Raw genomic sequence first — 12,953 nt, forward strand, 5'->3', positions numbered from 1 at the left:
AAATGAATCTGCTTGACGTTGATAGTCAGAAAAGTCACAATGAAATGGTTGCGCTATTCATTTGATGCAACGCAGCATGGTAATACCATGAAAACGCCGTGGAGACCCGGCCATACACAACAATATCGGACATCATGACCAACGCCACTTCGAGCCCAACGGGCAAACTCTCGGTCACGGAAAAGATCGGCTACAGCCTGGGCGACCTGGCCGCCAACCTGATCTTCCAGACCCTGCTCACCTTCATCGCGTTTTTCTACACGGACGTCTACAAGATTCCGGCCAACGCCGCCGCCACCATCATCTTCCTCGGCGGTCTGGCGGGCGCCTGTTTCAATCCCTTGATGGGGCTGCTGGCCGACCGTACCAACACGCGCTGGGGCAAGTTCCGCCCATGGCTGCTGTGGACCTCGGTCCCGTTCGGCCTGATCGCCATTCTCGCCTTCAGCACGCCGGACCTGGGCGAGCGCGGCAAGATCATCTACGCCACGCTGACCTACCTGATGCTGATGCTGGTGTACTCGGCCAACAACCTGCCGTACTCGGCGCTGAGCGGCGTGCTGACCGGCAGCATGCAGGAGCGCAACAGCCTGTCGGCCTACCGCTTCGTCGCCGTGATGATCGCCCAGCTGATCATCCAGGTATTGCTGCTGCCGCTGGTGCTGATCCTCGGCGGCGGCGACAAGGTGGCTGGCTTCCAGAACACCATGATCATCTTTGCCGTGGCCGGCACCATCTGCTTCCTGATCACCTTCTTCACCACGCGTGAGCGCATTGTGCCGACCGCCGCGCAGCGCTCCAGCGTGCGCCAGGACATCGCCGACCTGCTTGGCAACAAGCCGTGGGTGGTGATGCTGCTGCTGACCATTCTGGTTTTCATTACGCTGGCCCTGAAAGGCGGCCTGTACATCTACTATTTCAAGGACTACCTGCAGCAGGCCGCGCTGGCGCAGTTCCTCCACGACATCGGCTTCAACGGCTTCATCGCGCACCTGAACGCGGCACTCAACAGCATCGGGCTGACCAGGTTCCAGTGGCCGGAAGATCCGGCGACCTCCGCCTTCAGTCTGTTCAACGGCGCCGGCATCGTCTGCATGATCGTCGGCATCGGCTTCTCCAAATCGCTGGCCGACCGCTTCGGCAAGCGCGACGTGTATGCGCTGACGCTGTTTATCTCCACCGTGTTCATGCTGGTGTTCTACGGCTTCGCGCCGACCTCGATCGGCCTGATCTTTGGTGCGCAGATCCTGCACGGCTTCTTCTACGGCATCACCATCCCGCTGCTGTGGGCGATGATCGCCGACGTGGCCGACTACTCGGAATGGAAAAACAACCGCCGCGCCACCGCCCTGCTGTTCTCGGCGATGATCTTCGGCCTCAAGGCCGGCCTCAGCATCGGTGGTGCGCTGGTCGCGGCGCTGCTGTCGAGCTACGGCTATGACGGCACACTGACCCAGCAATCGCCGGTGGTGGCGGACGGCATTCGCGTGTCGATCAGCATCTACGCCTCGATTCCGTTCCTGCTGGGCGCGGCCATCCTCTACTTCTACCACATCAACAAGGCCACCGAGCGCACCATCGAACAAGAACTGTTCGCCCGCCGCGCCGCCGCCAACTGAACCGATAAAGGCACACCATGTCCGAACCACTGACACCCGCCGAAGAGCAGGCCCTGCAACACGCCATTTCGCAGCCGCTGGTCACGCACATCTACACCGCCGATCCGTCGGCCCACGTGTTCGACGGCAAGCTGTACATCTATCCTTCGCACGACATCGAAGCCGGCATTCCGTTCAACGACAACGGCGACCACTTCGGCATGGAGGACTACCACGTGTTGTCGCAGGCCACGCCGGACGGCCCGGTCACCGACCACGGCGTCGCCCTGCATGTGAAGGACGTGCCATGGGCCGAGCGCCAGATGTGGGCGCCGGATGCGGCCCGCAAGGACGGCAAATACTATCTGTACTTCCCGGCCAAGAAGACCGACGGCATTTTCCAGATCGGCGTGGCGGTGGGCGACCATCCGGCCGGCCCGTTCACGCCGGCGGCCACGCCGATCGAAGGCAGCTACTCGATCGACCCGGCGGTGTTTGAGGACCAGGGCGAGTTCTACCTGTACTTCGGCGGCATCTGGGGCGGCCAGTTGCAGAAGTACCGCGACAACGTCTACGCCGACGGCAACGAGGAGCCGGCGGACGACCAGCCGGCGCTGACCGCGCGCGTGGCGCGTCTGTCAAAGGACATGACATCGCTGGCCGAGGCGCCGCGCGCGGTGGAGATTCTGGACGAGCACGGCCAACCGCTGCTGGCCGGGGACCATGACCGCCGCTACTTCGAAGGCCCGTGGATGCACAAGTACAACGGCAAGTACTATTTCTCCTACTCGACCGGCGACACCCACTTGCTGTGCTACGCCACCGGCGACAGCCCCTACGGCCCGTTCACCTACCAGGGCCAGATCCTGACGCCGGTGATCGGCTGGACCACGCACCACTCGATCGTCGAGTTCGAAGGCCGCTGGTTCCTGTACTACCACGACAGCAGCCTGTCCCAAGGCATCACGCACCTGCGCTCGGTGAAGGTGACCGAGCTGTTCTACGACGAGCACGGCAACATCAAGCCTATCTCGCCTTACGGCGGCCAGTAAGCTGCCCCAAGCCAAAACGCCCGATCGCATGCTCGGGCGTTTTGCTATGGGCGCGACCTTTGCGGCCAGGTGACAATGCGCGCATTTTCTCCCCCGTTCGAGCTTATATAGTTGAGCTAGCTGCACACTTCCTCAACTTCCAAGCAAAGGACGCAACACATGGCCACTCTGCAAACCAGAAACCCGCGCGTCAGGCTGCACTACGCGGTCGCCACACCACAGGAGGCGGTATTCCCGGTCAAAGGACAAGGTACGGTATCGGTCAATCCGACCGTGGTCGACAATACCTTGCGCATCGTCCTCGCCAGCGCTGACGGCAGCTTGGTGGAAGTCGCTGTCAGCGCGGAACGATTCAGTATCAGCAGCCAGGCCGGTGGCGTTACCACCGTGCTGGCGCAATCAGAGGAAGCGGCGCTGCTGCTCAACCGGCCCGGCGTCAGCCTGCCCTATTGGGTCAGCCTGGATACGAACAACCAGCGCATCCGCTACGGCAAAGGCGAGATGTTGCGCGACCTGATGCTGTACGAGTTCAACTGGGAGGACCAGAGCGCTTGCCCCCTGAGCGGTTACAGCAAGGACATCAGCAACATCGCCATCCGGGGTGCGACAGCCGCGCACCTCAAGGTGCTGGACATTCCCGTCACGCTCGACCCATCCCCACACATCATTCCAGCCGCGGCCATCACGATGGAAGTCATCGCCGCCAACAGCGCCTCCGTGGTCAACGATCTGCCCGAAGTATGCCAGCGGCTGTATGCCAACGTGTCCGGTCCCGGCATCAACCTGACACCGACCGACTTTCCGGAGTTTGCCCAGGCGATCCAGTATTCCATCACCACCCCGGGCGCGCTGTGCTACAACAAGCTGGCGGAAAAAGACCCCATCTTCGGCTACCTGCGCGTCACCCTCGACAGCAATATGGGCGACTCACCGGGCCAGCCCTATGTGCTGGAAATCTGGCCGGCCGGTAACGGCTCGCCGATTCACGACCATGGCCAAGCCTGCGCCGTGATCAAGGTGCTGCATGGGCAAATCAAGGTATCCTGGTTCAGCGCCCTCAGCCCGTCGATCGAGCAGCCCTGGGGCAGCACGATTGCCCATGCGGGCGAGGTCACCTTCCTGACGCCGGACTACTACCAGATCCACCAGTTGCAAAACCCGTCGCCTAAGCAGGGTGGCAGCTTCTGCGCGACGATCCAGTGCTACCGCTATCCGAACGACGACCTGCAGCACTATGAGTATTTCGATTACATCGAAGACGGCGCGATCAAACACTTCCTGCCCGATTCGGACTGGGGCTATCTGGAGTTCAAACAAGCCATCCAGGACGAATGGCAAAAGGCCATGCAGCGCTAAACGATAAAAAAGCCCCGCTGCTCGCGGGGCTTTCCTTTCCCTTGCGCCTTGCTTAACGGGACGAATCGGCGTCGCCTACGGGAGCCGCCTGCGCGCGACTGAACAGGAAACTGAAGCCGGTCGCAAACTTCTGCTTTTGATCAGCGACCTGGGCATAGGCATGGCAAGCCATACAGCTGCGCTGGGTCGCGTCCTTCACCTGCGTGACCTGCATATAGGTTTCAAGCACGGGATTGAGCAACTGCGTCGTATTCGGCTCGCCCGCCGAGCCCTTCAGCGGCAAGGGCGCATTCTGTGGAAGCGGCGGCGTCGCGGAGTAGCCCCCCCTCGTCCATTGCGTATTGATGAGCTTGTAGTACTGCCAAGGGGCGTCCTGATTCACGCCGGTGATCAGGCTTTGCGCATAGCGCGTCACTGCGGCCGCATCAACGTCGTCCTCCCAGACCTGGGTGACCTGTGTGGGAGCAGGCACCTGCTTGCCATTGACCTTGGAGGGCAGATTAGGTACCGCATTGGATGCCGGATCGAAGAAGTTGTACTTGGTAGACGCTTGTACCTGACCTGACAGCGGAGCATTGTCGACCTGTGCGAACGTGGCCCACAAGCCGGCCGAATTGCCCTGCGTATCAGAACCACCGCCCGCAAAGATATGCAGCCCAGCAAGGCCTACGGTCTGCACGCTGCCCTCCCCGCCGGGCGAAATGACGTAAGCGCGCGTTGTAAAGAAGCGTTTGCCGGTCACTTCTGACGCCGACAAAACTTTCCAGGCCGCCTTGAGCTCGAAGGAGCCGACCGGCGGGGCAATCGCTTTTTTGGCCGCATAGGCCGCCTGTGCCTTGGCCTCGTAGAGACCGTTGGCGACAATGTAATCGTACAACGTCTTGTTCAGCATCACTTCGTAATAAACCGGCTTAGTTTGCTGGTCATACAGCACCAGGCCATCGACCTGATCAATACTGTGTAGCCTGCCGGCATCGCCCACGAATTTGACGACCTGGCGCAAGACGCGCAGCTTGCCGGCCCGGACTTGTTCGGCGACGGCGGGCGGGATGGCGGCGTCCACCGTCCACCGCCCCCAGGGCGCTGGTTTTTGCCCATTGGGCAAGAACACCTGGTCGGGCGAGGCAAGCGTCTGCCACACTGTCGCACCCGGCGCGCCAAACTTCGCATGCATATTCGGCACGCCTGCCTGGCCCGCCAGGGCGGGCCAGTTCAGGTAAAAGAAGTTTTGCCACATATTGCACGATGCAATCCGATTGATAAAGCCGCCGTTGCTGTCCGGCGGATTAGCCGGCCTAGGCGCAACGGCCAACAGTGGCTTGCCCAACTCACTGGAGCATGCTTGGGCATTTGACGGGGCCGCCTGCGCCCAGACAGTCACGGGCACGGCCATGCACAGACACATGCCGATTACAGCGCGCACACCGGTTCGTAAGAGATACTTTCGCTTCATAAGAGTGCTCCCAGGTGAGTTGGACTACTAAAGTCGTTCTGTGTTTTAAAGAACGTTAGCATGCCCGACAGGAGCGAAAATGCGCACTATGTAACATGGACAGCAACCTGCGAATTCACCGTCTGTCCCTCGCCAACAAAACACGCGATATGACAAAATACCGTTTTTACCCCATGAACATTTTAAAGAGCGCACATGCACCTCCCAAACTTCAGCGATAAATTTTCAGACAATCTGGCCCTGCTTCCCTTGATGGAGACGGTTGCGGCAATCGCACTTGTCGACCCGTCCGGCACTACGGTGGCCAGGATCGAAAACAAACCGGGCCAGGCGGGATCGCTGCGGGTCTATGGCTGGCTGGCGGAAACGCTCGGCGCGATCACGCCTGAAGCGGCGGAACTTGGCTTGAAGATTTATGCCGAACACACGCAAGATGCACGCGACAATCCAGGCAAACATCCCAACATTGATCGTCTGTTCAACATTAAAACGCCAGCGCAAACCCTGCGGGTGAACAGCCTGTAAGCGCGTCCCTTCCCGCCGCGAATGCGCGGTGAAATGCAAAAAGCCCAGCCGGTAAAGGCTGGGCTTTTTTATTCTGGCTCCCCGACCTGGACTCGAACCAGGGACCTGCGGATTAACAGTCCGTCGCTCTACCGACTGAGCTATCAGGGAATTGAGGCCGCATTATATACGGCCATTTTTCAGCTGTCTAGGCTGAGCGGAAACTAAAATCAGAAACCGCCGCGGAACTGCACACCAAACTGACGTGGCTCGTTGACGAAGCCGGTCAGGTTGTTGAAGTCGATGCCGCCGATGACGCGCGCGGTGTTGGTCACGTTACGCACGTAGCCAGCCAGCTCGTACTTGCCGTCCGCCCAGTTGTAACCCACGCGCACGCCACCTTCGGTGAGCGGCTTGCCGGTGAATTCAACCGATTCGTACAGGAAGTAGTTGATCTTGCTACGGTACGACCAGTCGGTCAGCACGAACAGGTTGCCGTTCGCCAGTGGCCAGTTGTAGCGTGCCGTGGCGTTCACGATGTACTTGGCGGCCTGCGGCAGCGGGTTGCCGTTGATCGACACCAGACCGTTGGCACCGATCGGATCGGTGATGGTGCACTGCGCGCACTTCTGCACGTACAGGCTCGGGTCCTTGATCTCGGTGTGGTTGTACGAACCGCTCAGGCTGACCTTGAAGTCCGGCGTCACGAAGCCTTCGATCTCGCCTTCGATACCGCGGCCGGCGGTCTTGGCGGCATTGATCAGCTTGGTCACGTTGGAGTTGCCGCCGACCACGGTCAGCTGCTGGTTCTTGACTTCGTAGTTGAACACACTCAGCGACGCGCGGGCGCGGCGGTTGAACAGGTCAGCCTTGATGCCGGCTTCGATCGAGGTGATGGTTTCGGCATCGGCCACGGTGATCGGCACCGACGACGAGGCGGCGGCGATCGATGGCGCGCGGAAGCCGGTGGCGACGCGGGCGTAGGTGCTGACGTCCTTGTTGAGCTTGTAGGTGCCGCTCAGGTCCCAGTTCGCCTTGTTCTTGCTCTCGTCCACGGCGGTGGCGCCCACCTGGATCACGTTCCAGGCCGACACGGTGCGGAAGTCCTTCTGGTCGTGGGTGTAGCGCAGGCCGCCACGCAGCGTGAAGTCGTTCGACACGTCATAGGTCACCGAACCGAAGGCCGCGTAGGCGGTGTTGTTCTGGTGGCTGATCAGGCGCGAGGACAGCGCGTGGCTGGTGGTGTTGAAAGTGTCGTTGAAGGCTTCAACACTTTCCTTGAAGTAGTAGACGCCGGCCTGCCAGTTCAGCGGACCCGCGTTCTTCGATTCGACGCGGAATTCCTGGCTGTACTGCTTCAGCTGGTTGATGCCGCCGGCGGTTTCCACCTGGAAGGGAATGAAGCCCGGGCCGGCGTTCGGCGTGCCGCCGTCGATGTCGCCGTGGGTCAGGTAGCTGTCCACGCCTTCGTAGCCGGTGACCGAGAACAGCTTGACCGAACCGAGATCCCAGCTCAGACGGGCGTTGGCGCCGTTGGTCTTCAGGTTCTGGAAGTTCAGGCCGTTGGTGGCGATCTTGGTGAAGTCGTAGCCGTCCGCCAGGTCGTTGGTGCCCTTCTTGATGACGTTGGCGCGGAACAGGCGCGCGCTGCCGTCGGTGGTGCGCGAGTGCACGTTGAACAGCGCGTTGAAAGTGGTGCTCGGCTTGTACAGGAACTGCACGCGCTCGGCGTGTTCGTTGTAGCCTTCCAGCGCGTCTTTTTCGTTGGTATAGGTGTTGTCAACGAAGTTGTCGCGGTGCTGGCGCAGCGTGGACACGCGCATCGCCCATTCGCTCGACAGCGGAATGTTGGCGGCCGCTTCCAGGCTGGTGGTGTTGTGGGTGGCCCACGACAGGCTGTAGTAGCCTTCGACCTTGTCCAGGTTAGGCTTGGCCGATTCAAACTTGACCACGCCGGCCGGGGTGTTGCGGCCGAACAGCGTGCCCTGTGGGCCGCGCAGCACTTCCACGCCGGCCACGTCGAACACCGGGTAGCCTTTCAGGATGCCGTTCTCTTGCACCACGTCGTCATAGATCAGCGACACCGGCTGCGAAGCGAAGTTCGAGAAGTCGGTGTTGCCGTAGCCGCGGATGTAGAAGCGCGGGAAGGTACGGCCGTTCGACGACTCCACGTTCAGCGAAGGCACTTTGCCCGCCAGGAAACGGATGTCCTGGCCGCCGGACAGCAGCACGTCCAGTTTTTCGTTGCTCAGCATGGTCACGGAGACCGGCACATCCTTGATGTTTTCCACGCGACGCTGGGCGGTCACGGTCACGGTTTCCAGCTGCGGCTGGGGGGTGGCCGCGTCGGTCTGGGCCAGGGCCGAACCGATAGGCAGAATGGCGCTCAGCGCGAGTACGCGCTGGTGCATCTTCGACAGTTTGATCATCAAATTTCCCGATTTAAATGTAGTGCAAAGAGTTAGAAACCAGTGTCTCCTGCTTTCTCTTTTGTCGGTCACCACCCGGTCATCTAACGTGATCGTGGTAGCGCAAGGGCGGGTACGCCGTCGCGGCAGCTATCAATAGTGCACTGACTTTTTTGAAAGCCGATATTTTCAGGGATTGATACCGTGTATTGCAAGACGAATATATCTGAAACGGATTTAACTGTTAGAAATTCGGTTAAGCATAGGCGATAACTGAATATTCAGTGGCTTAGCTGTGTCGGCGATCCGACAAGCGGGTGCGAGGAGGAAGATTGCCGCAACGGCATGTGGGGGAAATACGACGGGGTGGCTGTAGAAAAAATGCCACACCCGGCGCCACGGCCAGCGCGCGGCTGGCCGTGGCGGAGGGAATTACATGCCGAGCGACTTGAGCAACTCGTCGGCGTCGCTGTCAGCGGCAGCGGCGGCGGCCGGCGCCGCGCCGCCGCCGTGGTGCGCGTCACGCTCCTGGTCCAGCAGCGCATCGGCATCGATGATCTCGTCGGCCTGAAAGTCTTTCACCTGGATGAACTCGGTGCGGTCGATCGCCAGCTCCAGGTAGAAGATGTTGCTCTTCTCAGTGTAGAAGCTGACGCGGCGCATTTCGGGGCGGTCCAGCGGGGTATCGACGCTGAGCACGATCTGCTTGTTCAGCACCAGCATCTTCGGCTGATTCTGCGTGATGTTGGTTTGCAGCTCGCGGCGGATCTTGCCGGTGAAGTCGCCGACGATCTGGTTCATCAGCTCGCCCATGATGTTGGACACCTCGTCCGAGGTGTGGGAGCTGGCCAGCTCGGACTTCGGCATGCCCATGTGCAGCATGTAGCGCTCGTAGATCTCCATCGCGGTCTCGGCCGAGAAATTCAGCACCACCAGGCCGGTGAAGCCGCCATCAAACAGCACGAAGCAGCCGATGTCCGGCTTCAGGCCGACCTTGGTAATCCGTTGCACCATGCCGGAATAATGCACCTTGCTTTGCGTTGCCACGTTGAGCACCCGGGTCACCGAGTTGCACAGACTCACCAACAGGTCGTCCGTGCCGTAGACAATCGCTTCGTTTTCGCCGCTCATATCTTCTACCTCTTACTTATTCTTTATTCTAAAAATGAAACCTTCGCCTTCCGCCCACAGAGCGGAAACAGGATTCAGAATACCCACGTGCAAGATTCTCGTCCACCGGATTCGTATATTTCTGTGAATTTTACGTATCAATATGCAAAAACCCACCACCCTGCTGCTGCGGCAGGGCCTGGCGAATGGGACTTTCGGCCGATTGCGGTGCAAGCGCCCGGGACACTAACCTTGGCGTGCGTACTTATCAGTCCGTCATCGATCCGCTACACTGCACTTTCGCCATCCACCAGGAGATTTTATGAGCAAGATTATTGTTGTCTACCATTCCGGCTACGGCCACACCCAGCGCGTCGCCGAGTATGTCGGCGCGGGCGCCGGCGGCGAACTGCTGGCCATTGACGCGGACGGCAATCTGCCGGAAGGCGGCTGGGACAAACTGGCGGCGGCCGACGCCATCGTGTTCGGCACGCCGACCTATATGGGCAGCCCGAGCTGGCAGTTCAAGAAGTTTGCCGACGCCAGCTCCAAGGTATGGTTCACGCGCGGCTGGCAAGACAAGGTGTTCGGCGGCTTCACCAACAGCGCCAGCTTCAACGGCGACAAGCAGGTCTCGCTGATCGCCCTGCAAACGCTGGCCTCGCAACACGGCGGCATCTGGGTCAGCCTGGGTCTGGCGCCGGCCAACACCAAGGCCGCGCAGCGCACCGATCTGAACAATCTCGGCGGCTCGGTCGGCGCGCTGGTGCAGTCGCCCTCCGACGCCAGCGTCGACGAAATCCCGCAAGGCGATCTGGACACCGCCAAAGCCTACGGCAAGCGCATCGCCGAGGTGGCCGCCCGCCTGGCGAAGTAAGCGCACAGCACGGCCGGCGCGACGCCGCCGGCTCAGGGCATGGGGCGCAGGTCGAGTCGATGCATGGTCGCTTGCGTGCGCATAAACATCGAAGGCTGCACCTGCACCTCGCCCCGGAACGGCCAGTCCAGCGCAATGATCAGCACCAGCACCAGCATGGCGGCGGCGGTGAAGCCGCCGGTCATGACCATGTGCATGCGCAGGCTGGGCATGCCGAACAGGAAGGTGAATCCGATCGTCAAACACGTTCCCAGCAACACGATGGCCCAGACCACCGGCTCCACGCCCGCTTCCGAGGCCGACAGCCGTCCGCGGCGCGCATCGTACACCTGGTTCAGATTTTTCAATATTTCCGTCAGATACACCGACTCGGTGTTGGACTGGGCGTGATAGCGCGCCAGCATGTCCTGAATATCGTCCAGCGGTCGCCAGCCGGCGTTGGGCGAATGCCCTTGCGCCATCTCCGGCCACTCCTGCGTGACCACGGTATCCACATAATCCTTCAGGTGCATGCGCAGTTCAACTCCGGCGGCATGCCCCAGGCCGGGCGCATCATGGTACATATTGCCGATGACATCGGCCTCGGTATTGGCGACAGCCGACGCCTTGTCAAAAGAGCCCCATACCGCCACCGCCACAAAAGCGATCAGCACCGCATAGTTAATGCCAATCACGGAAATGATGTTGGCGGTAAACTCGTTGTGCGCCAGGCGCGACTCGTGTGGAATAAGTTTGTCGAACAGTTTGAGCATCAGGCACACCAGAATCATTGGGACGATCACAATGACGGTGCCGACTTGCCAGCCGGGGTAGTTGTACAACAAATCAAGCATGATCAGTCCTTAAGGTGAGCGGAGAGAGTTGTCTGTTAATTCATATTAACTAAACAGTCTACCCCAGACAAAACACCCCGCTCTGCCTATTGCGGACTCAGCGCGACAATACAACACTTCATGAAAGCCAGCCCAACGAAAAAGGGCCCGTGATTTCTCACGGGCCCTTTCGGAATACTGGCTCCCCGACCTGGACTCGAACCAGGGACCTGCGGATTAACAGTCCGTCGCTCTACCGACTGAGCTATCAGGGAATTGAGGCCAGAATTATATAGGGCAAAATCAATTTTGGCTAATTTTTTTTAAGGCTTTCTAGCCCAGCATCCGCGCGCCGCTCAGGCCGCGAAACCGGGGCGCTGGCTGCGCGCAACCAACGGCGTGAGCCGATCCCGCAAATGCGGCCGGGCGCGCTGGTACGCCGCCTGCAGCGCCTGTTGCCGTGCCGTGCCCAGCTCCGCCCAGCGGGACAAACCGACCGTAAACAGCGCGTATTGGGTCTCCGGCTCATTGGCGCCGTAGGCCATGGCCTTGTCGTAAGCAGCCCACAACGCCGGGTCGCTCTGGTCGAGGAAGTGCTTGCATAGCGCAATGCTGGACCAGGCGTGCGAATCCATCGGCCGGTAGCGCGCCGCCAGTTCATAGTGGAACAGCGCCTTCGTCAGCAGGCCGCGCGAGATTTCCGGGAAGCGCAGCGCGGCGGTGCCACGCACCGCGTACAGAAAGCCGATGTCCTCGTGCAGCTGAGCACTGTCGGGCGCGGTGGACAGCGCCGTCTCCAGCGCCGTCAAGTAATCACGCGACTCCAACGGCGTCGGCATGCGTCCCTCGCGCTTTAGCTGCATCACGGCGGCGCGGGCGCGCATGGTGGCGATGTCGACCAAGGCTGCGCGACCGGCATAGAACAGCGCCAACAGCAACGCGGCGCCGGCCAGCAAGCCCAGGCCGTACCAGGCGTAACGCCCCTCTCCCCGCACGCCGCTCATGCCGCCAGCGTGGCCGCGTCCAGCCCCAGAATGCGGGCGGGACGGTCGAGCACCATGCGCTTGGCCAGGCGCGGCCCCATGATCTCGGCCACCGCGTCGCGGCCCGAGGCCAGATCGGGTGGGCGGGTGGTCAGCGTGTGGGCATCGGTGGCCAACGCCCAGATCAGCTCCTCTTCGAGCAATTGCAGCGCCACCTTTTGCGCGGTACGGCCGAAGCGCCCGGTCAGCGAGCCGGCCGTCACCTGTAGCCAGCAACCGGCATCGGTGAACGGACGTATGCTGTCGACGACGTTCATGACGGTCTTGTTGCGTTCGGGATGGGCGATCAGCGGTCGAATATTCATGCTCAGCAGCTTCTGCACGAACTGCAGGCTACCAGCCGGAATCATCTCATGAGGAAACTCCAGCAACATGATTTTGTAACCGTCCACCTCGCCGTAAAACGGCACGTTGTCGGCCAGGATCAGCTCCAGCGACTCGGGCGAGAAGCGCACTTCGCCGCCCAAAAACAGTTGCAGCGGGATATTGCGCTGGATAAGCGTCTGTTGAAAATCCCAGAACACCTGCTGCAGACTGGCGCGGGTGTTGGGATAGCGGCGCGGATGAACATGCGGCGTCAGCGCAGCGGCACGGATGCCGTTGGCGACCGCCGCCTCAGCCAGCTGAACGGCTTCATCCAGCTGTTCCGGACCATCGTCGACACCGGGAAGAAAATGGCAGTGCAGATCTATCATAACAGTCAGTAATCAAGAGCGAGGCCCGGCATCGGCCGGGCCATC

General features: G+C 60.8%; 11 protein-coding genes and 2 tRNA genes. 5 read left to right on the forward strand and 8 right to left on the reverse strand.

The window, feature by feature from the left end; all coding sequences use genetic code 11:
* Nucleotides 1-134 precede the first annotated feature (134 nt).
* From GTP44_RS13275 to GTP44_RS13285, 3 genes are all read left to right on the forward strand, one after another.
* A complete protein-coding gene (locus GTP44_RS13275; protein WP_160991518.1) occupies nucleotides 135-1,619 on the forward strand; it encodes an MFS transporter in 1,485 nt (494 codons plus the stop codon).
* A 17-nt stretch (nucleotides 1,620-1,636) separates the two neighbouring features.
* Nucleotides 1,637-2,650 carry a glycoside hydrolase family 43 protein gene (locus tag GTP44_RS13280; RefSeq protein WP_161019816.1) on the forward strand — a complete coding sequence of 338 codons (1,014 nt, stop codon included), beginning with the start codon at nucleotides 1,637-1,639 and terminating at the stop codon, nucleotides 2,648-2,650.
* A 159-nt stretch (nucleotides 2,651-2,809) separates the two neighbouring features.
* Nucleotides 2,810-4,006: a cysteine dioxygenase gene (locus GTP44_RS13285; RefSeq protein ID WP_160991520.1), complete on the forward strand. Its 1,197-nt coding sequence runs from the start codon at nucleotides 2,810-2,812 to the stop codon at nucleotides 4,004-4,006.
* Between the two features lie 52 nt (nucleotides 4,007-4,058).
* Here the strand turns inward: GTP44_RS13285 and GTP44_RS13290 are convergent, their stop codons facing one another.
* Entirely contained in the window at nucleotides 4,059-5,459 is a 1,401-nt protein-coding gene (locus GTP44_RS13290) for a hypothetical protein (protein WP_161019817.1), read from the reverse strand.
* Nucleotides 5,460-5,654: 195 nt separating this feature from the next.
* On the opposite strand from GTP44_RS13290, the gene GTP44_RS13295 reads away from it, so the two are divergent.
* A complete protein-coding gene (locus tag GTP44_RS13295) occupies nucleotides 5,655-5,984 on the forward strand; it encodes a DUF2322 family protein (protein ID WP_161019818.1) in 330 nt (109 codons plus the stop codon).
* A 74-nt stretch (nucleotides 5,985-6,058) separates the two neighbouring features.
* On the opposite strand, the gene GTP44_RS13300 is transcribed toward GTP44_RS13295, so the two are convergent.
* The 3 genes from GTP44_RS13300 to GTP44_RS13310 form a co-directional block, all read right to left on the reverse strand.
* A tRNA-Asn gene (locus tag GTP44_RS13300) sits at nucleotides 6,059-6,134 on the reverse strand.
* A gap of 59 nt (nucleotides 6,135-6,193) precedes the next feature.
* Entirely contained in the window at nucleotides 6,194-8,392 is a 2,199-nt protein-coding gene (locus GTP44_RS13305) for a TonB-dependent receptor (RefSeq protein WP_161019819.1), read from the reverse strand.
* 411 nt (nucleotides 8,393-8,803) lie between these two features.
* Nucleotides 8,804-9,502 (reverse strand): DUF3334 family protein, encoded by a 699-nt coding sequence (locus tag GTP44_RS13310; RefSeq protein WP_161019820.1) that lies wholly within the window; start codon nucleotides 9,500-9,502, stop codon nucleotides 8,804-8,806.
* A 301-nt stretch (nucleotides 9,503-9,803) separates the two neighbouring features.
* On the opposite strand from GTP44_RS13310, the gene GTP44_RS13315 reads away from it, so the two are divergent.
* Nucleotides 9,804-10,358, forward strand: a complete 555-nt coding sequence (locus GTP44_RS13315) for a flavodoxin family protein (protein WP_160991525.1) — start codon at nucleotides 9,804-9,806, stop codon at nucleotides 10,356-10,358.
* 32 nt (nucleotides 10,359-10,390) lie between these two features.
* On the opposite strand, the gene GTP44_RS13320 is transcribed toward GTP44_RS13315, so the two are convergent.
* The 4 genes from GTP44_RS13320 to GTP44_RS13335 all read right to left on the reverse strand — a co-directional run bounded on the left by GTP44_RS13320 (nucleotide 10,391) and on the right by GTP44_RS13335 (nucleotide 12,908).
* Complete coding sequence (locus tag GTP44_RS13320) at nucleotides 10,391-11,191, reverse strand: bestrophin-like domain (protein WP_161019821.1); 801 nt, start codon at nucleotides 11,189-11,191, stop codon at nucleotides 10,391-10,393.
* Between the two features lie 178 nt (nucleotides 11,192-11,369).
* Nucleotides 11,370-11,445: transfer RNA gene (locus GTP44_RS13325), tRNA-Asn, on the reverse strand.
* A gap of 81 nt (nucleotides 11,446-11,526) precedes the next feature.
* Nucleotides 11,527-12,174, reverse strand: a complete 648-nt coding sequence (locus tag GTP44_RS13330; RefSeq protein WP_161019822.1) for a hypothetical protein — start codon at nucleotides 12,172-12,174, stop codon at nucleotides 11,527-11,529.
* Nucleotides 12,171-12,908: a tyrosine-protein phosphatase gene (locus GTP44_RS13335; RefSeq protein WP_161019823.1), complete on the reverse strand. Its 738-nt coding sequence runs from the start codon at nucleotides 12,906-12,908 to the stop codon at nucleotides 12,171-12,173. Before GTP44_RS13335 ends, GTP44_RS13330 begins: the two co-directional genes overlap by 4 nt.
* Between the last annotated feature and the right edge of the window lie 45 nt (nucleotides 12,909-12,953).

The sequence above is a fragment of the Duganella lactea genome (assembly GCF_009857505.1).
GTDB lineage: Bacteria > Pseudomonadota > Gammaproteobacteria > Burkholderiales > Burkholderiaceae_D > Rugamonas > Rugamonas lactea.

Coding starts and splice junctions, on each gene's coding strand:
- GTP44_RS13275 (WP_160991518.1), top strand. CDS start 135: ATGACCAACGCCACTTCGAGCCCAACGGGCAAACTCTCGGTCACGGAA.
- GTP44_RS13310 (WP_161019820.1), bottom strand. CDS start 9,502: ATGAGCGGCGAAAACGAAGCGATTGTCTACGGCACGGACGACCTGTTG.
- GTP44_RS13280 (WP_161019816.1), top strand. CDS start 1,637: ATGTCCGAACCACTGACACCCGCCGAAGAGCAGGCCCTGCAACACGCC.
- GTP44_RS13315 (WP_160991525.1), top strand. CDS start 9,804: ATGAGCAAGATTATTGTTGTCTACCATTCCGGCTACGGCCACACCCAG.
- GTP44_RS13290 (WP_161019817.1), bottom strand. CDS start 5,459: ATGAAGCGAAAGTATCTCTTACGAACCGGTGTGCGCGCTGTAATCGGC.
- GTP44_RS13320 (WP_161019821.1), bottom strand. CDS start 11,191: ATGCTTGATTTGTTGTACAACTACCCCGGCTGGCAAGTCGGCACCGTC.
- GTP44_RS13330 (WP_161019822.1), bottom strand. CDS start 12,174: ATGAGCGGCGTGCGGGGAGAGGGGCGTTACGCCTGGTACGGCCTGGGC.
- GTP44_RS13285 (WP_160991520.1), top strand. CDS start 2,810: ATGGCCACTCTGCAAACCAGAAACCCGCGCGTCAGGCTGCACTACGCG.
- GTP44_RS13295 (WP_161019818.1), top strand. CDS start 5,655: ATGCACCTCCCAAACTTCAGCGATAAATTTTCAGACAATCTGGCCCTG.
- GTP44_RS13335 (WP_161019823.1), bottom strand. CDS start 12,908: ATGATAGATCTGCACTGCCATTTTCTTCCCGGTGTCGACGATGGTCCG.
- GTP44_RS13305 (WP_161019819.1), bottom strand. CDS start 8,392: ATGATCAAACTGTCGAAGATGCACCAGCGCGTACTCGCGCTGAGCGCC.